Source organism: Amycolatopsis vancoresmycina (genome assembly GCF_000716785.1).
GTDB classification, from domain to species: domain Bacteria; phylum Actinomycetota; class Actinomycetes; order Mycobacteriales; family Pseudonocardiaceae; genus Amycolatopsis; species Amycolatopsis vancoresmycina.
Genome location: NZ_JNYY01000013.1, coordinates 59,888 through 78,109, shown reverse-complemented (window position 1 = coordinate 78,109; position 18,222 = coordinate 59,888). Strand labels below are relative to the sequence as shown.

Here is an 18,222-nt window from a genome sequence, read left to right as displayed (position 1 = left end):
AGCCGTGAAAGCCTGGGAAGACCTCGTCGGCACCGCCCTCCTCGGCACCCGGCGGCGCACCCTCGACCCCGCCGCGCAGCCACCCGCCGTGCGGCACCTGATCGCCGGCCACGGCGATCCCGCCGAACAGCTGCTCTCCGCCGCTGCCGTGCTCACCTCCTACCGGCGGGCCGGGCGGCAGCCGCTGCACGATGTCCGGCCGCTTCCGGTGGCCGCCGTCGACGATCGGCCCTTCGTGCCGCCCCTCGCGCGGGAACGGCTCGGCCGGCTGCTCGCCGCCAGTCATCCCGACCTGCTGCTCGAGTGGCTCGGCATCGTCGCCGGCACCGCCTACCGCGTCCCGCCGGAAACCCTGCCGCTGCTGGCCGAGGCCGCCCGGACCAAGACCGCGCTGCGGGCACCGCTGGTCGCCGTGGCCGGGCCGGCCGGGGCCTGGCTCGGGCAGCGGAACCCCGACTGGTCCTTCCTCTCCGCGCCCGACGGCGACCAGGCCGACGTCTGGCAGTACGGCAGCCTCGCCCAGCGCCGCCGCTGGCTCGCCGCCAAGCTCGGCGAAGACCCCGACGGCGCCCGGGAAGCCCTCACCGCCTCCTGGAAGAGCGAGCCCGCCGACGTGCGGGCCGACTTCCTCGGCGTCCTCGCCGGGCACGTGCGCCCCCAGGACGAGGCCTTCCTCGAAGCCGCGCTCACCGATCGCGCGGCCGCCGTCCGCGAACAGGCCGCCGACCTGCTCGGGCGGATTCCCGGCACGCGCTACGGCCAGGGCATGGCCGAACGCCTGCGGCCCCTCGTCCACCGCCGGAACCGGGTGCTCACCGTCGCCCTGCCCCAGGGCGAACGCGGCGACGGCACGGTCCGGCTGCGCACTCTCGTCGCCGCCGCGCCGCTGTCCTTCTGGGCCGAATTCGGCCCGCCCGCCGAGGTTGTGCGGATGACCGTCGAAGGCTGCCCGGCCGGCGTCCTGCGCGACTCCTGGGCCACCGCCGCCCTGCGCCAGCGCGACGAAACCTGGGCGCAGGCCCTGATCGGCGCCGACCCCGGCGGGCGCACCACCCCGCCCCTGCTCGGCGTGCTGGGCCCGGCCGGCCAGGCCGCCACCGTCGGGCACCTGATCGGCCGGCTGCCCGTCGAATCGTTCGCACGGCTGGTGCACGAGCTGCCCCGGCCGTGGACGAAGGAGCTCGGCACCGCCCTGCTCGACTGGATCGCCCGCCAGGACGATCACCGCCTGGTCTCGCACGCCGCCGTCGTGATCGCCCGCGCGGTCCCGCCGGAGTGCCTGCGCCACCCGCTGGCCACCACCCGCCTGACCATGGACGCCGGGCCGTGGCGCCGGGCGCTCACCGAAACGCTGAACTTCCGCCGCGAAATGTACGAGGAGCTCGCATGACCGCCCCCACCGTCCTCCGGCCGCACGCCGAACAGGACCACGCCACCGAGCTGGCCGCGCTGGCCGCCGCCGACGAGCGGGCCAAGCCGCCGAACTGGCACCTGTCGCCGTGGGCCGTCGTCGAGTACCTGCTCGGCGGCACCCTGCCGGACGGCACCGTGATCACCCCGAAGTACGTCGGCCCGCGGCGGCTGATCGAGGTCGCCGTCGCCACCCTGGCCACCGACCGCGCGCTGCTGCTGCTCGGCGTGCCCGGCACGGCGAAGACGTGGGTGTCCGAACACCTTTCGGCCGCCATCAGCGGCGATTCGACGCTGCTGGTGCAGGGCACCGCGGGCACGTCCGAGGAGTCGATCCGCTACGGCTGGAACTACGCCCGGCTGATCGCCGAAGGCCCGAGCCCGGCCGCGCTGGTGGAGAGCCCGGTGCTGCGCGCGATGCGGGACGGCAAGCTCGCCCGCCTCGAAGAGCTCACGCGCATCCCGGCCGACGTCCAGGACTCGCTGATCACGATCCTCTCCGAGAAGACCCTGCCGATCCCCGAACTCGGCACCGAGGTGCAGGCGCGGCCGGGCTTCAACCTGATCGCGACGGCGAACAACCGCGACAAGGGCGTCAACGAGCTGTCCAGCGCCCTGCGGCGGCGGTTCAACACGGTCGTGCTGCCGCTGCCGGACAGCGCCGAGGCCGAGGTGGAGATCGTCAGCAGGCGGGTCGCCGAGCTGGGCACGTCGCTGCAGCTGCCGGCGGAAGCCGCCGAGCTGGCCGAGATCCGCCGGGTCGTCACGGTGTTCCGCGAGCTGCGCTCGGGCCGCACCGAAGACGGCCGCACCGCGGTGAAGTCGCCGTCCGGCACGCTGTCGACCGCGGAGGCGATCAGCGTGCTCACCGGCGGTCTCGCCCTGGCCGCCCACTTCGGCGACGGCGTGCTGCGCCCGCACGACATCGCCGCGGGCATCCACGGCGCGGTGGTCAAGGACCCGGTGGCCGACCGCGCGATCTGGATCGAGTACCTGGAGACGGTCGTCCGCGAGCGCGACGGCTGGGCCGACTTCTACCGGGCCGGTCAGGAGATCTCTTGACCACTCACCTGCTCGGCATCCGCCACCACGGCCCGGGATCCGCCCGGGCCGTGGCGACGCGGCTCGCCGAACTCGAACCGGACGTCGTCCTCATCGAAGGCCCGCCCGAGGCCGACGCCCTGGTCGAGCTCACCGAGGACCCGGCCATGCAGCCGCCGGTCGCCCTCCTGGCGTACGCGACCGACGACGTCTCGCGCGCCGCGTTCTGGCCGTTCGCCGTCTTCAGCCCGGAATGGCAGGCGCTCGCCTACGCCCGCGAGGCCGGGATCCCGGTGCGGTTCTGTGACCTCCCAGCGGCCAACACGTTCGCCGCGCCGCCGGACGAGCACACCGGCCCGCCGGTCGATCCCCTCGCCCTGCTGGCCACGGCCGGCGGGTACGACGACCCGGAACGCTGGTGGGACGACGTGGTCGAGTCGCGGCGGGACGCCGAAAACCCGTTCGACGTGATCGCCGAAGCGATGAACGCGGTGCGCGAGGACGAAAAACCGCCGCAGGGCAACGAAGCCCGTCGAGAGGCGTACATGCGCTCGGTGCTGCGCCGCACCCGCAAGGACGGCTTCGAGAACATCGCCGTCGTCTGCGGTGCCTGGCACGTACCCGCGCTGGCGGACCCGCTGCCGCCGGCGTCGCACGACCAGGCCGTCCTCAAAGGACTCCCGAAGCGGAAGGTGGCGTGCACCTGGGTGCCGTGGACGCACGGCCGCCTGGCCACGGCGAGCGGGTACGGCGCGGGCGTCCGGTCGCCGGGCTGGTACCACCACCTGTTCACCACGGCCGGCGACGTCACCGCGCGCTGGCTGGCCGGGGTGGCCGCCGTCCTGCGGGAAGAGGACCTGCCGGTCTCGACCGCGCACGTCATCGAGGCGGTCCGCCTCGCCGAAACCCTGGCGACGCTGCGGGGCCGGTCGTCGGCCGGGCTCGCCGAGGTCACCGAAGCCACCCGGTCCGTGCTGTGCGGCGGTGACGAGGTGCAGGTCGAGCTCGTCACCCGGCGGCTGGTGGTCGGCGAACGGCTCGGTGAGGTGCCGGAGCACGTCCCGCAGCCGCCGCTGGCCGCGGACCTGACCGCGACCGCGAAACGCCTGCGGCTGAAGAAAGATCCGGTCGTCAAGGAACTCGACCTCGACCTGCGGACACCGGGCGGTCTCGACCGCTCGAAGCTGCTGCACCGGCTGCGCATCCTCGGCATCGAGTGGGGCAGCCGGGAGGCGTCGGCGCGGCGGAACAAGGGCACGTTCCGCGAAACCTGGGCGCTGGCCTGGGAACCGTCGTTCGAGGTCGACCTGGTCGCGGCCGCCGTCTACGGCACCACTGTGCCGTCGGCGGCCACCGCGGCGGTTCGTGGCACGGTCGAGGGCACACCGCCGCTGGACGAGGTCACCACGGCCGTCGAGAACTGCCTGCTCGCCGACCTGCCGGAGGCGCTGCCCGAAGCGCTCGCGGCGCTGGACGCCCGGGCGGCGGCGGACGCCGACGTCGCCCGCCTGATGTCCGCCCTGCCCGCGCTGGCCAGGGCGACCCGGTACGGCAACGTCCGCGGCACGGACACCGGCGCGCTGCGGGCGGTCGCGGACCGGATGCTGGACCGGATCTGCGCCGGGCTGCCGCCGGCGGCGCACGGGATCGACGACGACGCCGCGGCCCGGCTGGCCAAGCTGGTCGACGGCGTGCACGATGCGACGTCGCTGCTGGGCGAAGACCCGAAGGAGCGCTGGCTGGCAGCGCTGGCCCGGCTGGCGGAGAAGCCGTCGCTGCCGCCGCTGCTGGCCGGGCGGCTCACCCGGATCCTGCACGACGCCGGGCTGTTCGACGCGCTCGACATCGAGCTGCGGCTGGGCCGGGCGCTCACGCCGGGGGTGGTCCCGTCGGCGGGCGCGGCGTACGTCGAGGGCTTCTTCGACGGCGGCGCACTGCTGCTGGTGCACGACGAGGGCCTGCTGCGGGTGATCGACGGGTGGCTGTCGGCGATCCCCGCCGACGTCTTCACCGAGGTGCTTCCGTTGCTGCGCCGCACTTTCGGGGCGTTCAGCGGACCCGAGAAACGGGCGATCGGGCAGCGCGCGGCCGGGCTCACCGGCACCGCACGGGCCGTGCCGGTGGCCGACGAACTGGACGAGGACCGGGCCGAGCGCGTGCTGCCCGTCCTGGCGACGCTCTTGGGGGTGGGGGCATGAACACCGACACCGACCGGGTGCGGCGCTGGCGGCTGGTGCTGGGCGGCGATGGTGCCGGGCCGGGATCGGGCCTGGCGGACGCCCAGCTGTCCGATGAGGACAGTGGGGTGGACGCGGTGCTGGCGGCCCTCTACGACAGGCCGGACGAGGAGGCCGCGGGCGGGCCGCGCAGCGCGAACCTGGGTGCGTCGGCGCCGCGGGTCGCGCGCTGGCTCGGCGACATCCGGCGCTACTTCCCCAGCACCGTCGTGCAGGTGATGCAGCGGGACGCGGTCGACCGGCTCGGGCTGACCCGGATGCTGCTGGAGAAGGAGCTGCTGTCGGCGGTCGAACCGGACGTCCACCTGGTCGGCACGCTGCTGTCGCTGAACGGCGTGCTGCCGGAGGAGACCAAGGAGACAGCGCGCGAGGTGGTCCGCAAGGTCGTCACCGAGCTGGAGGAGCGGCTGGCCGAGCGCACGCGGGCGGCGATCCGGGGCGCGCTGGACAAGGCGTCGCGCACGCACCGGCCGCGGCCCGGCGACGTCGACTGGGCGCGCACGATCCACGCGAACCTCAAGCACTACTCCCCCGACCTGCGCACGATCGTCCCGGAGAAGCTGATCGGCTACGGCCGGCGGCAGCAGGCGGTGCAGCGGGACGTGATCCTGGCCGTCGACCAGTCGGGCTCGATGGCGGAGTCGGTGGTGTACTCGGGGCTGTTCGGCGCGGTCCTGGCGTCGATGCGGGCGTTGAAGACGTCGTTCGTGGCGTTCGACACGGAGGTCGCGGACCTCACCGAGCACCTCGCCGACCCGGTCGACGTCCTGTTCGGCACCCAGCTGGGCGGCGGCACGGACATCAACCGCGCGATCGCGTACTGCCAGGGCCTGGTCGAGCGCCCCGAGCGGACGCTGCTGGTGCTGATCAGCGACCTCTACGAGGGCGGGGACGAGGAGGAACTGCTGCACCGGATGGCGGAGCTGACGGGTGCGGGGGTCCAGGTGGTGACGCTGCTGGCCCTGTCGGACTCGGGCGCACCGTCGTATGACCACGAAACCGCGGCGGCCCTGGCCGAGCTGGGCATCCCGGCGTTCGCGTGCACGCCGGACCAGTTCCCGGAGCTGATGGCGGCGGCCATCCGCGGCGACGACCTGCAGAGCTGGGTGGCCCGCGAGAGCAGCTGAGTTGCGGAATCAAACTGACCCCGGAGTGGTTATGCGGAGTGTGGGACAGCTCCCGCAGGAAGGACGGCTCGCCATGAAGGTCCGCAGCTCGATCCGCTCGCTCGCCCGCCAGCCGGGCGCCCAGGTCATCCGCCGCGGCACAAAGGTGCTGGTGATCAACAAGAACAACCCGCGCTCAAAGGCCCGCCAAGGCTGACACCCCCCCAAACCGCCCGGGCCCCGGAACCACCCCCATTCCGGGGCCCACCCATACCCCAAGAGGGACCCTGCCCAGCCGGGCATCACCGGTGATCAAGCAGGCACACGTGTGCTTGAGCAGGCATCACGTGTGCTTGGCGGGGCATCGCATGTGATCGGCCGGGCATCACTCGTGATGGCGCGGGCATCAGGCTGATGCCCGCCCAATCACGCGAGATGCCCTCCTGATCACGCGAGATGCCTCCCTGATCACACGTGATGCCCCTCTGATCACGGGTGATGCCTCTTGGCGCACCGTCAGTGAGGTGGACGAGGCCCTTGCGGGCGTTGCGTCAGGCTGGGCCCGCGAGGCCGACGAGGTTGCCCTCCGGGTCCGTGAAGTGGGCGACCACCAGGTCGCGGCCCGGGGCTCGGTCCGGGCCCATCCGGCGGGTGCCGCCGAGGCGTTCGGCCTCCGCCAGTGCCGCCGCGACGTCGGGGACACCCACGTAGAACACCACGTGGCTCTCGTACGCCGCGCCGCCGCCGACGCCGCCCGGGATGCCGTCCGTCTCCACGAACCCGTAGCCGCCCGGTTCCGACACCTCGCGCGACACCGGGCCGGACGTGTCGAACTCCCAGCCGAACAGCTCGCCGTAGTACCCGCGCAGCCGCGCCGGGTCGGTGCCGATGATCTCGAAGTGCACGACTGACCGGCCCATACCCGTTCCTTCCGCCGACATCCGGACCCGGCCGACCGTACGCCCATCCAGTTGTTAAAAACAACCACCAAGTTGTACATTAAGACCATGCCGACGAGCCGCAGCTACGGGGACGCCTGCACGATCGCCCGCGCGCTCGACGTCGTCGGGGAACGCTGGGCCCTGCTCGTGGTGCGCGAGCTGCTGCTCGGGCCGCAGCGGTTCTCCGACGTCCGCCGCGCGCTGCCGGGCGCCAGCTCGAACCTGGTCACCGACCGGCTCCGCGAGCTCGAGCGCCACGGCGTCGTGACGCGCCGTCAGCTGCCGCCCCCGGCCGCGTCGACGGTCTACGAACTCACCGGGTGGGGCCGGGAGCTGGAGCCGGTCGTGCTGGCGCTGGGCGCGTGGGGCACGCGAATCCCGCTCCCCCGGCCCGCGTCCCTCGGCGTCACCTCGGTGCTGCTGTTCCTGCGCGGCGCCGCCCGCCCGCGCGGCACCGCGTGCCTCCGCGTCGAGCTGGACGCTCGCGTGTGGACGGTCCGCACCGAGCCGGGCCGCCTGACGGTCGAGCCGGGCGAACCCGATGCGCCGGACGCGACGATCCGGACCGATCCCCCGACGCTGAACGCCCTGCTCGACCGGCCCTCCTGGCTCGAGAAGGCCGTCGACGGCGGCCGGGTGACGATCGAGGGTGACCGGGACGCGGTCCGCCGGCTGCTGAGCGAACGCGAAACCTGAGCCGGCAGACCGAACTCAGCGCTCCGCCGGTACCCGGTCCTCCGCGCGGCCGAACCGCAACACCCCGTCGTCGACGCGGCCCAGCCGCATGTCCGCCCAGTCCAGCAGGTAGTTCTGCCGCATCATCCAGGGCCGCCGGCCGCCTTGCTTCGGCAGGCCGGGCGCGGCCCGCTTGATGTAGCCCGACTGCAGGTCCACGATCGGCCGCGGCCGGCCCGCCCCCGCCGCCGAGGCCGGGTCCGGTACGCAGAACGCGTACCCGTTCCGGTCCAGATACCCCAGCAACCGGCACACGTACTGCGACGCCAGATCCGCCCGCAGCGTCCACGAGCTGTTCGTGTACCCGACGCACCACGCCAGGTTCGGCACCCCGCCGAACATCGTGCCCTTGTACGCGCGCTGCTCCCCCGGCTCGATCGCGCGCCCGTCGACCGACAGCGCGATCCCGCCGAAGGCCACCAGCCGGAGACCGGTCGCCGTGACGATGATGTCCGCGGGCAGCGAGCGGCCCGATTCCAGCGCCACCCCGGACGCCGTGAACCGCGCGATCCGGTCGGTCACGATGTCCGCCCGGCCCGACCGCAGCGCCCGGAACAGGTCGGCGTCCGGTACCAGGCACAGCCGCTGGTCCCACGGGTCGTACGACGGCACGAAGTGCGGGTCCACCGGGATCGACGCCGGCAGCTGCGCCGCCACGCGCTTGCGCAGCGCCGCGGCCGCCCGGCGGGGCAACCGCCGCATCAGCTGGAAGAACAGTGTCCCCACCACGACGTTCTTGCCGCGGACCACCCGGTGGGCGAGTTTCTCCGGCAGGAGCGCGCGGATCCGGTCGGCCAGTGCGTCGTGCCCGGGCCGCGCCACGATGTACGACGGCGACCGCTGCAGCATCGTCACCCGCGACGCGGTCGAGGCCAGCGCCGGGACGAGCGTCACCGCCGTCGCCCCGCTGCCGATCACCACGACACGCTTGCCGGCGTAGTCCAGCGACGGGGGCCAGTGCTGCGGGTGCACGATCTCCCCCGCGAACTCCTCGCGCCCCGGGAAGTCGGCCACGTGCCCGGATTCGTAGGAGTAGTAACCGCTGCACAGGTAAAGGAAGCGGCAGGTGAACGTGGCGCCGTGCGCGGTCGAGACCGTCCAGCGCGCTTCGGACGACGACCACGAAGCTCGCACGACCCGGTGCCCGAAGCGGATGTGGGCGGTCACCCCGAAGGCCGCGGCCGTCGAGCGGATGTAGCTCAGGATCGAGGGCCCGTCGGCGATCGCCTTCGGGTCCTTCCACGGCCGGAACGGGTAACCGAGGGTGAACATGTCCGAATCGGAGCGAATGCCCGGGTACCGGAAGAGGTCCCAGGTTCCGCCGATCGTGTCACGCGCCTCCAGCACGGCGTACGTCTTGCCCGGCAGGCGCTCCTGCAGCCGGCAGGCCGCGCCGACGCCGGACAGGCCGGCGCCCACGATCAGGACGTCCACGTGCTCGGTCATGCCCGGCAGCCTAACCGAGGTGGGGTCCCCGCCGGTCCGGGTCGGGGCACCGGGCCGGCGGGGAAGCCTGGCTACAACGCGACGACCTGCGTCGCGCCGAACGTGCCCTTCAGCGGCACGACCACGGCCTTGCCGCGCACCGTCACCGTGACACTGTCCTGCAGTTGCGTCGGGTCCGACACCGCCAGCTGGGTCCGGAACCCGCACCGCCCGACCGCCACGGACGCCGGACCCGAGACGCTGACGTCCCCGGCCGAGCCGGCGGCGAAGAAGTTCGCCAGCAGCGTGCCGTCGGCCGTGCGGATCGCCTGCGCCGCCGGGGTGTTCGCCAGCACCCGCCACCCGAGCAATGCCGTGAGCGCGCCGACCACCGAAGCGCCCGGCAGTACCGCGTACGCGTACTTCGCGTCCGTCGGCGTGATCCCGTGCTCCAGGACCAGCTTCTGGTACCGGCGCGTGTTCGGCGTCGTGGTGCCCTTCGTGTTGGCGCCGGTGTCGATGTCGCGCCACGCACCCGTCCGGTCTTCGCGCAGCGCGGTCACCGAGGCGTCGTCGAGCAGCACGTACCCGCCGACGTTCTCGAGGTGCAGCCAGCGCGGACGACGCAGGGCCGCCGCCTTGCCGAGGTCGGTGGCCACTCGCCGGCCGTCGGCCAGCAAGGAACCGCGGCCGCCTTCGCCGAGGTTGCGGTTCTCGATCGTCGTGCGGACGCCGTAGGCGGAGGTGCTGGTGATCCCGGCGCCGAGGCAGACGATCCCGGTGGGGGTGAAGAACCACGATTTCTTCGCGACCAGGGACCCGTCCCAGTTCTTGAAGTCGAGCGCGTAGGCGCCGTGCCGCGCGTCCCAGCGGACGCCGCCGGTGTGCGCGTTCGGACCCGTCGGCACGCCGCCGAACTTCGGGTCGGCCGGGCCGTCGTGCTCGGTCGTGCCCGGGAGCAGCAGCGGGTCGACCGTCGGCCAGTAGGCGTCGGTGTAGTGGCCCTTGGCGTTCGGCAGGAAGGTGTACAGCACGCCGTCGCCGACGTGGTAGCCCTTGAGGTTCTGGCCGTTGATGGCCTCGTAGCGCGAGATCCGCGTCGAGCTGACGCCCAGGGACGCCGACCAGTCGTCGGTGACGTGCACGAGCCGGTCCTGCTGGCCGAAGGTCCGGTGCGCCGCCACGACCCGCGCCGGGCGGGCGCCGGACGCCAGCATGTCCTGCGCGAACTCGATGCCCGGCGTGGCCACCAGGTCCGGGCCGGGGGCGAACCGCTCCGGGTCCGGGATCTTCAGGAACGGCGCGAACGTGCCTTCCTTGATCCACTTGGCGGCCAGTGCGTTGAGATCGGTCTTCGTCTTGCCGGACGCCGTCCTCGCCAGCACGAGCGTCGCGACGGTGAGCTGGTGGCCGATGTCGTGCCCGGTCTCGCCCTGGCGCGACAGCATCCGCCCGCGCACCGGCTCCATCAGCGCGCCCGCGTAGACGAAGGGCGCGAAACTGTCCGCGACCAGCGCGTAGATCTTGTCCTTCAACGCCTGCGGCAGCGCGTACTCGGTGCCTTGCGTGACGTGGATGGCGCCGGCGAGCGCGGTCAGCAGGACGATGCCGTAGTGCCCGGGGTACGGGATGGTGTCGTGCTGGATGAAGGAGCCGTCGACGTGGAAGCCGTCGCCGGCGGCGCGGTCCAGCTTCGCGACGACGCTCGCCGCGCCACCGCCCGCGACGTCGGTGAGCGCGTCGATGCCGGTCTTGATCCAGGCGCTGTCGCCGAGCATGGCGCCCGCCACGATCGAGATGAGGCCCTTGTCGGCGCGGTTGGCCCCGGTTTCGACCACCGACGCGTTGTTGGCGCGCAGGTTCGGGTTGCCGACGAACCGCTTGACCGGCTTGAGATAGCGTGCGAGCTGGTCGGCGGTGAGCTGGTCGGCGACCACGGACAGCGTGTGCAGGAGGTAGTACGGGATGCCGATTTCGTAGGTGTACCAGTTGCCGATCTCGCCGACGTTCTCGTTGTACTGGCTCGCGTAGATCAGTTCGAGCGCCGACTTGATCCGGTCGAGCACGACGGGATCGCCGGACAGGGAGCCGCCCGGCGTGCCCCAGTCGACGGCGATCGCGCGCAGCCGCGCGTACATCGACGTGGTGTAGTCGCTGCCCGGGCCGAGCGGCAGGTCTGTCCACAGTGGAGCGCCGCCGCCGGCCACGGACAGGCTGGCGTTGTACGCCTTGGCGACGCGGCCCAGGTTGGCGAGCGCTTCGGTCCGTTCGGGCGACGGCCGGTTGATACCGGTCTGCAGCTGCCGGTAGGCGGCGACGATCGACGCGGTCGCGGCGGGCACCGCGCTCGCTTTCGCCGTGGCTTTCGTCGCAGGCGCGGCGAAGGCCGGCCGGGTCAGGAGCACGGTGGAAGCGGCCGCCAGGGCACCGCCGCGCAGGGCATTTCTCCGGTTCACGGGCATGGCAATGCCTCCCAGGAAGACATCCTCGGCTTACGGGGGATTCAGTTGTGCGGCGGCGGAGGTCCCGGCCCGGCGCCCTGCGGGAAAGGCACCGGGCCGGGGCGGCGCTCCCCGGGGAGCGCCGCTTTTCGGTGGGTCGGTGGCACCTTCGGGAGAAAGCGCCGGGTCGGGTGGCGCTCGGAAGCGCCGGGTCACGCGGGCTCGGCGCCGGAAACTGTCGGTGCCGAGCGATAGAGTGGAAACGGGGGGCGCCCCCGCGGGCTCGGTGGTGCCGGGCCGCGGCACCAAGTCGGTGGCACCGAAACTGTCGGTGCCGGACGGTAGAGTGGAAACCGGGGGGCGCCCCCGCGGGTCGGTGGTGTCGCGGCGCGGGAACCGCCGCGGCGGCGTGGAACTCGCGAGTGGTGAAGCGGGCCGGAACCCGCTCACCACTCACGACGGGTCAGCGGGAGCCGTCCGTCCGGCGGGGCAGCTGCCAGGGGTTGGCCTCCTGCAACGGCTCCGGCAGCAACGCGTCCGGGAAGCCCTGCCAGGCGATCGGGCGCAGGAACCGCTCGATCGCCGCCGTGCCGACCGATGTCGTCGTCGGGGCCGTTGTGGCCGGGTACGGGCCGCCGTGCTGCTGGGCCCAGCTCACCGTCACTCCGGTGGGCCAGTCGTTCCACAGCAGCCGGCCGGCGATGCGGGTCAGCGGGGGCAGCACCGGCCGGAGCCAGTCCACATCGGACTCCTCGCCGTGGATCGTGGCGGTGAGCCCCGGTTCGAGCACGTCGAGCAGGCTCAGCAGCTCCGCCTGGTCGGCGTACGTCACGATCAGCGACGCCGGCCCGAAGCACTCCTCGTGCACGGTGTCGCCGCCCTCGAGGAACTGCTTGCCCGTGGTCGCCAGCAGGGTCGGGGTGAACGACGGCGACGAAGAATCCGCCGACGACACCACCTCGACGCCCGGAACCTCCCGGAGCGAGGAAAGCTGCGACGCGAACCCGGAAGCGATCCGGTCGTTGAGCATCGGCTGGGCCGCCGCCCCGTCCAGGGCCGAGCGCAACGCCTCCGTCAGGCCGTGGTCCTCCGGCAGGAACAGCAGGCCCGGCTTGGTGCAGAACTGACCGGCGCCGAGGGTGAACGACGCGGCGTAGCCCTTGGCCACCGCCTCGCCGCGCGCGGCGATCGCGGCCTCGGTGACCACGACCGGGTTCACGCTGCCGAGCTCGCCGTAGAACGGGATCGGCCGCGGCCGGGCGTTCGCGATGTCGAACAGGGCCCGGCCGCCCGGGATCGAGCCGGTGAAGGACGCCGCCGCGAGCCGCGGGTCCTTCAGGGCGACGACCCCCTGGTCCTGGCCGAAGATCACGTCGAAGATGCCCTCGGGCGCGCCCGCGCCGAGCAGGGCTTCGCGCACGATCCGGCCGGTCAGCGCGGACAGCTCCGGGTGCCCGGAGTGCGCCTTGACGATCACCGGGCAGCCCGCGGCGAGCGCCGACGCCGTGTCGCCGCCGGCGACGCTGAACGCGAACGGGAAGTTGCTGGCCGCGAACACCAGCACCGGGCCGATCGCGGTCTTCACCCGGCGGATGTCCGGGCGCGGGCCCATCGGCCAGTCCGGGTCGGCGTGGTCGACGGTGGCGCCGAGGTACTCGCCGTCGGTGAGGACTTCGCCGAACAGGCGCAGCTGGAACGTCGTGCGCTTCAGCTCGCCCGCCAGCCGCGGGGTCTCCGGCAGGTGCGTCTCGGCGTGCGCCAGCGGGACCAGTTCGCCCGCCGCGGCGTCGAGCGCGTCGGCGACGGCGGTCAGCCAGCGGGCGCGTTCGGCCGGGGTCGCCTCGGCGGCGGGACGGGCGGCCGAGGCGGCCCCGGTCAGGATCTTCTCGAGCGTGGCGGCGTCAGTGGCCTGGCTCATGCGGGGTACAGCTCCTCAGTTCTCATGGGCGGCGGCGGTGGCCGTGGCCAGGTCGCCCCAGCGACCCGGACCGGCCAGTCCGAGGTGGTACAGGTGCAGCTCGGCGGCCCCCGCCTTGGCCAGCTCGCCGACGTACGCGGCGATGTCCGGCACCGGCGCGGCGGCCACCGCGGTGATGTAGCTCGCGATCGCCACGCGTTCGGGCAGGGCCTCCCGGGCCGCCGCGACGGCCTCGGCGCCCGTGGCGGGGGCCCACCCGAACAGGACGACCGCGTCGACGTCGTCCGGCGCGGACGGCGTCAGCCCGGGCAGCGCGCCGGTGACCCAGGGGTCGAGCGCGCCGTGCAGCACGATCCGGATGCCCTGCGGCAGCGTCGCCAAAACCGCGGCCCGCAAGGCATCGGTGGCTTCCTGGCGGACCCGCAGCAGCATCGCGGTCAGCGAGGGCGGCAACCGGTCGGCCGCCACGCCGAGGTCGCCGGTCGCGATCAGCCGCCGGACCTCCTCGACGAGCTGGGCCCGGACCGTCTCCGGATCGACGTCCCACGAATCAGCGCAGGCTTCGCAGCAGCAGATCGACAGCAGCCGGGCCACCGCGGGTGCCCACACACCGTCGGTCTTCTCGTGCTGGTGCTGGTGCACCGCGCCGAGCGGGCCGCAGGCTTCCAGGATCACCGACGACAGCTCCAGCCCGGCCACCGCGTTCGCCACCACGGCAGCGGCGTACTCGCGCACTTCGGGCCGCGACGGGCACAGCGCCCACGGGTAGCTTTCCCCGAAGCAGTTGCGCACCACGACGTCCGGGTGCTCGTAGCCGAGCTGGGAGTTGTGGGTCAGGACGATCCAGGCGGCGGCCGGGATCCCGGCCTCGTTGAGCAGCCGGACGGCGTCCCCGCCGGAGTCCTCGGAGGACACCCAGTCCGGAGTGGACGGACGCAGGGCGCCCCAGCCATCGGACATCGGGCGGTAGAAGGCCGCGTGCCGCGCCACGACGGCCGTCCGCGACGGCGACCACGGCGTCGCGGCGCGGGCGCTGTGGTACGACAGCGCCACGGCCACTTCGTCGACGCCGAGCGCCTGGGCCCGCGGAACGAAACTGGACTCCAGGACGTCCCAGGGGTAGGCGTATCCCGTCACCTTCACCGGCTCACCACCTCGCCGTGTTCGGTTCGAACCCGGAAACGTACTGGCGCATGTAGGTCACGTCGTCCCGTTTGGTCAGTCCACATCGGACGTAGTTCTCGTGCAGGCGGGCCAGCGCGTCCTCGTCGAGGGTGATCCCGAGCCCCGGCGTCGTGGGCACGGCGACCGCGCCCTCGCGGAACTCCAGCACGCCGGGCTCGATCACGTCCTCGACCTTCCACGGCCAGTGCGTGTCGCAGGCGTAGGTCAGGTGCGGCGTCGCCGCCGCGACCTGCACCATCGCGGCCAGGCTGATCCCGAGGTGGCTGTTGGAGTGCATCGACAGGCCGACGCCGAAGCTCTCGCACGTCACCGACAACGACTGGGTGGCCCGCAGGCCGCCCCAGAAGTGGTGGTCCGACAGCAGCACACCGATCGCGCGCGCCCGGAAACCCGGCTCGATGTCGCCGAAGTTGACCACGCACATGTTGGTGGCCAGCGGCATCGACGCTTCGGCCGCCACCTGCGCCATGCCTTCGATGCCCGGCGTCGGGTCTTCGAGGTACTCCAGGACGCCGTCGAGCTCGGCTGCGACCCGGATGCCGGTTTCGACCGTCCAGGCGCCGTTCGGGTCGATCCGCAGCGGGTGCCCCGGGAACGCCTCGGCCAGCGCGCGGACGCCGTCGACCTCCTGGGCGGGCTCGTAGACCCCGCCCTTGAGCTTGATCGAGCGGAACCCGTACTCGTCGATCATCCGCTTCGCCGAGCCCACCAGGGTTTCCGGCGTGGTGATCTCGCCCCAGGAGTCCTCGCGGCCGTCGACGTGCTTGCCGTACTTGTAGAACAGGTAGGCGGAGAACTCGACGGCGTCCCGCGCCCGGCCGCCGAGCAGGTCGGTCACCGGACGGCCCAGGTAGTGCCCCTGCGCGTCCAGGCAGGCGACCTCGAACAGCGAGTACACGCTCGCCACGGTCTTGCGGATGGAGAAGCCGCCGATCAGCCCGTGCGCGTCGGTCAGCACCGTGCCCGACAGCGCCTGCGCGACCAGCCGCTGCAGGCCGGGCAGGTCGAACACGTCGTGACCGCGCAGCTGCGGCAGCACCTTGCGCACCTCGCCGAGGAACGCCGAGTCACCGTAGGACTCGCCGAGCCCGACGACGCCGTCTTCGCACTTGACCTGCACGACGCTGCGCAGCGCGAACGGCTCGTGCACGCCCATGACGTTGAGCAGCGGCGGGTCCGCGAACGCGACCGGGGTCAGCACCACGTCCAGGATCTTCATCAGCCGAGCCCCTTCAGCGTGACGAAGCCGTCCTCCACGACCTTCTCCAGCCGACGGATCTGCTCCGGCGTCGGCTCGACCAGCGGCGGCCGGACCGGGCCGACCTTGTCCCCGCGCAGCCGCGCGGCCGCCTTCACCAGGGAGACGGCGAACCCGGGCGTCTCGTCCCGCAGCGCCACCAGCGGCAGGTAGAAGCCGGTCAGCAGCGCGTCCATCACGCGCGTGTCGCCTTCGCCGAGCGCGCGGTGGAAGCGGTGCGCGATCTCCGGGGCGAAGCAGTGCACCGCCGAGGAGTACCGGGCGACGCCGATCGCGGCGTACGCCTTGGCCGAGACCTCCGCGGTCGGCAACCCGTTGAAGAACAGGAAGTTCCGCGCCCGCTCGGTGTCCAGCGCGCGGATGGTGGTGACGATCCGGGTCATCACCTCGACGTCGCCGTAACCGTCCTTGAGGCCCACGACCGACGGGATTTCCAGCAGCGACGCCGCAGCGGGCGCGGTGAACACGCCGGTGCCGCGGTGGTAGACGATCACCGGCACCGACGAGTCGCCGACGGCGTAGCGGACGAAGTCGACCAACCCCGCCTGCGGCCCGGAAACGAGGTACGGCGGCAGCAGCAGGACACCGTCGGCGCCGCCGGCCTGGGCCGCCGCGACGCCGGCCCGCGCGGACGCCGCGCCGCCACCGGCGCCCACCCAGACCGGGACGCGGCCGGCGGCCACCTCCCGGGACTTGGCGAGCACCGAGGCGTGCTCGGCGGGCGAGAGCGAGCTGAACTCGCCGGTGCCGCACGCGACGAACAGCGCACCGGCGCCCGCCGCGATGTGGCTCTCCACGTTCTCCGCGAGCGCGTCGAGGTTGACCTCGAGGTCCTCGGTGAACGGGGTGAGGGGGAACGCCAGCAGGCCGTCCAGCTCGATCTCGTTCTGTGCCATCAGTTTCCGCTCTCTCGTCCTTCTTCGGTTGCGGCCGGGTGTGGCCGGTGTCAGGCGGGCACGGTCGTGCCTTCCTGCGTGCGGTCGACGTCGTCGTCGGCGTTCACGGTGTCGACGATCTCGTCGGCGGCCGCGCTGCGCTCGGGTGCGAGCAGCCCGAGGCCGACGTAGAGCGCGAGCGACACCAGGATCGGCGTCGCGACGAGCACGGTCTGGTTCGCCTTGAACACGTAGTACACCAGGGCGTAGTCGACCAGGCCGCCCGCCCAGGAGATGAGCGCCGCGCGCGGGCCGCACTTGCGGAACCACGGCAGCATGCCCAGCAGCAGCGGGATCGAGATCGGGCCCATCAGCGCGGCGACCCAGTTGACGACGATCTGCAGCACGCCGCCGAGGTTCTGCGCCTGGGTGGCCACCAGCATGGTCAGCGCGACGAAGATCACCGTGGTGATCCGCGCCGCCTTGAGGCCCTGGACGTCGGTCCACTGCCGGGTGCGGCGGACCATCGCCGGGATCATGTCGCGGGTGATCACCGCGGAGATCGCGTTGGCGTCGGAGGAAACCATCGCCATCGTGTGCGAGAAGATGCCGGCCAGCACCAGGCCGATCAGGCCCGGCGGCAGGAACGTCGTCGTCATGATCGCGTAGGACTGCGTCGGGTCCTTGATGCCCGGGATGAGCAGCGGCGCCGCGAACATCGGGAACATCAGCACCAGCGGCCACAACAGGTACAGCGCCGAGGACAGCCGCGCGCCGCGCCGGGCCTCGTGGGTGTTCGGCGCGGCCATGTACCGCTGCGCCAGGTTCCACATGCCTCCGTTGTACTCCAGCGTCTTCACCAGCACGTAGACGAGCAGGAAGATGGTGGTGTACTTGGACGTCACCGGGTTCACGTGCCCTTCGGGCAGCTTGTCCCACATCGTCCAGAGCGCGGAGATCCCGCCCAGCTTGCCGAGCACCACGACGATCATCACGATCGCCGCGATGGCCTGGATGACGAACTGGCCGAAGTCGGTGAGCGCGTCGGCCCACAGGCCGCCGATGGTGCAGTAGACCAGGGTGACCGCGCCGGTGATGAGGATGCCGAGGTTGTAGTCCAGCCCGGCGAAGACGTGCAGCAGGGTCGCGACGGCGAACCACTTGGCCGCGATGTCGAAGATCTTCAGCAGGCTGCCGCTCCAGGCGAGCGCCTGCTGCGTCGGCACGTTGTACCGCTTGGCCAGGTACTCCAGCGGGGAGGCGACGCCGAGCTTGGAGCGCAACCGGTTCCAGCGCGCGGCGAACAGCCAGCTGCCGATGCCCACGCCGATGCCGATGCTGGCGAAGCCCCAGAAGTACACGGTGACGCCGCTGGTGTACGCGACGCCCGCGTACGCGACGAAGAGCACGGCGCTGTACCCGGACATGTGGTGCGAGATGCCGGCCAGCCACCACGGCATCCGGCCGCCGGCCGTGAAGAAGTCCTTCACGTCGCTGACCCGTTTGTGCGACCACCAGCCGATCACGATCATCAGCGCGAAGTACGCGCAGACCATCGTCCAGTCGAGTGCGTGCACCGCAGGCTCCTTTCCGCGTCCACGTCGATGTGGTGCCACTGTTCACATCTATGAACGGAGTCTGTTATAGTGA

General features: G+C 72.5%; 14 protein-coding genes. 6 read left to right on the top strand and 8 right to left on the bottom strand.

Annotated features, from left to right (window positions below):
• Positions 1-4: 4 nt before the first annotated feature.
• From OO60_RS28160 to OO60_RS28140, 5 genes are read left to right on the top strand one after another with little or no spacing between them, the layout of a single operon-like run.
• Positions 5-1,390, top strand: a complete 1,386-nt coding sequence (locus OO60_RS28160; RefSeq protein WP_003073750.1) for a DUF5691 domain-containing protein — start codon at positions 5-7, stop codon at positions 1,388-1,390.
• The gene (locus OO60_RS28155) at positions 1,387-2,472 is read left to right on the top strand and encodes an ATP-binding protein (RefSeq protein WP_003073753.1); all 1,086 of its coding nucleotides are present in this window, start codon (positions 1,387-1,389) and stop codon (positions 2,470-2,472) included. Before OO60_RS28160 ends, OO60_RS28155 begins: the two co-directional genes overlap by 4 nt.
• Positions 2,469-4,649 carry a DUF5682 family protein gene (locus OO60_RS28150; protein WP_003073755.1) on the top strand — a complete coding sequence of 727 codons (2,181 nt, stop codon included), beginning with the start codon at positions 2,469-2,471 and terminating at the stop codon, positions 4,647-4,649. Before OO60_RS28155 ends, OO60_RS28150 begins: the two co-directional genes overlap by 4 nt.
• On the top strand, positions 4,646-5,815 hold the full coding sequence (locus tag OO60_RS28145; RefSeq protein WP_003073758.1) for a VWA domain-containing protein: 1,170 nt from the start codon (positions 4,646-4,648) through the stop codon (positions 5,813-5,815). The genes OO60_RS28150 and OO60_RS28145 overlap by 4 nt, the downstream gene beginning before the upstream one ends.
• 31 nt (positions 5,816-5,846) lie before the next feature.
• Positions 5,847-6,011, top strand: coding sequence for a 50S ribosomal protein L36 (locus OO60_RS28140; RefSeq protein ID WP_420835552.1), 165 nt, complete (start codon positions 5,847-5,849; stop codon positions 6,009-6,011).
• 334 nt (positions 6,012-6,345) lie between these two features.
• Here the strand turns inward: OO60_RS28140 and OO60_RS28135 are convergent, their stop codons facing one another.
• On the bottom strand, positions 6,346-6,714 hold the full coding sequence (locus tag OO60_RS28135; protein WP_003073763.1) for a VOC family protein: 369 nt from the start codon (positions 6,712-6,714) through the stop codon (positions 6,346-6,348).
• Positions 6,715-6,801: 87 nt separating this feature from the next.
• Between OO60_RS28135 and OO60_RS28130 the strand changes: the two genes are divergently transcribed.
• The gene (locus OO60_RS28130; RefSeq protein ID WP_003073766.1) at positions 6,802-7,431 is read left to right on the top strand and encodes a winged helix-turn-helix transcriptional regulator; all 630 of its coding nucleotides are present in this window, start codon (positions 6,802-6,804) and stop codon (positions 7,429-7,431) included.
• A 15-nt stretch (positions 7,432-7,446) separates the two neighbouring features.
• On the opposite strand, the gene OO60_RS28125 is transcribed toward OO60_RS28130, so the two are convergent.
• The 7 genes from OO60_RS28125 to OO60_RS28095 form a co-directional block, all read right to left on the bottom strand.
• A complete protein-coding gene (locus tag OO60_RS28125; RefSeq protein WP_003073773.1) occupies positions 7,447-8,916 on the bottom strand; it encodes a flavin-containing monooxygenase in 1,470 nt (489 codons plus the stop codon).
• A gap of 71 nt (positions 8,917-8,987) precedes the next feature.
• Positions 8,988-11,357: a polysaccharide lyase 8 family protein gene (locus OO60_RS28120; RefSeq protein ID WP_003073776.1), complete on the bottom strand. Its 2,370-nt coding sequence runs from the start codon at positions 11,355-11,357 to the stop codon at positions 8,988-8,990.
• Positions 11,358-11,799: 442 nt separating this feature from the next.
• On the bottom strand, positions 11,800-13,254 hold the full coding sequence (locus tag OO60_RS28115) for an aldehyde dehydrogenase (NADP(+)) (protein ID WP_033262452.1): 1,455 nt from the start codon (positions 13,252-13,254) through the stop codon (positions 11,800-11,802).
• Between the two features lie 15 nt (positions 13,255-13,269).
• A complete protein-coding gene (locus OO60_RS28110) occupies positions 13,270-14,397 on the bottom strand; it encodes an alpha-amylase family protein (protein WP_033262451.1) in 1,128 nt (375 codons plus the stop codon).
• A 4-nt stretch (positions 14,398-14,401) separates the two neighbouring features.
• Positions 14,402-15,658 (bottom strand): glucarate dehydratase family protein, encoded by a 1,257-nt coding sequence (locus tag OO60_RS28105; protein ID WP_003102022.1) that lies wholly within the window; start codon positions 15,656-15,658, stop codon positions 14,402-14,404.
• A complete protein-coding gene (locus tag OO60_RS28100; RefSeq protein WP_033262450.1) occupies positions 15,658-16,593 on the bottom strand; it encodes a 5-dehydro-4-deoxyglucarate dehydratase in 936 nt (311 codons plus the stop codon). The genes OO60_RS28105 and OO60_RS28100 overlap by 1 nt, the downstream gene beginning before the upstream one ends.
• A gap of 50 nt (positions 16,594-16,643) precedes the next feature.
• Positions 16,644-18,149 (bottom strand): sodium:solute symporter family protein, encoded by a 1,506-nt coding sequence (locus OO60_RS28095; protein WP_033262449.1) that lies wholly within the window; start codon positions 18,147-18,149, stop codon positions 16,644-16,646.
• Between the last annotated feature and the right edge of the window lie 73 nt (positions 18,150-18,222).

Bases quoted from the DNA above. Each gene is read 5' to 3' on its own strand.
- OO60_RS28145 (WP_003073758.1), top strand. From the start codon at position 4,646: ATGAACACCGACACCGACCGGGTGCGGCGCTGGCGGCTGGTGCTGGGC.
- OO60_RS28135 (WP_003073763.1), bottom strand. From the start codon at position 6,714: ATGGGCCGGTCAGTCGTGCACTTCGAGATCATCGGCACCGACCCGGCG.
- OO60_RS28155 (WP_003073753.1), top strand. From the start codon at position 1,387: ATGACCGCCCCCACCGTCCTCCGGCCGCACGCCGAACAGGACCACGCC.
- OO60_RS28105 (WP_003102022.1), bottom strand. From the start codon at position 15,658: ATGAAGATCCTGGACGTGGTGCTGACCCCGGTCGCGTTCGCGGACCCG.
- OO60_RS28125 (WP_003073773.1), bottom strand. From the start codon at position 8,916: ATGACCGAGCACGTGGACGTCCTGATCGTGGGCGCCGGCCTGTCCGGC.
- OO60_RS28115 (WP_033262452.1), bottom strand. From the start codon at position 13,254: ATGAGCCAGGCCACTGACGCCGCCACGCTCGAGAAGATCCTGACCGGG.
- OO60_RS28130 (WP_003073766.1), top strand. From the start codon at position 6,802: ATGCCGACGAGCCGCAGCTACGGGGACGCCTGCACGATCGCCCGCGCG.
- OO60_RS28140 (WP_420835552.1), top strand. From the start codon at position 5,847: ATGCGGAGTGTGGGACAGCTCCCGCAGGAAGGACGGCTCGCCATGAAG.
- OO60_RS28100 (WP_033262450.1), bottom strand. From the start codon at position 16,593: ATGGCACAGAACGAGATCGAGCTGGACGGCCTGCTGGCGTTCCCCCTC.
- OO60_RS28120 (WP_003073776.1), bottom strand. From the start codon at position 11,357: ATGCCCGTGAACCGGAGAAATGCCCTGCGCGGCGGTGCCCTGGCGGCC.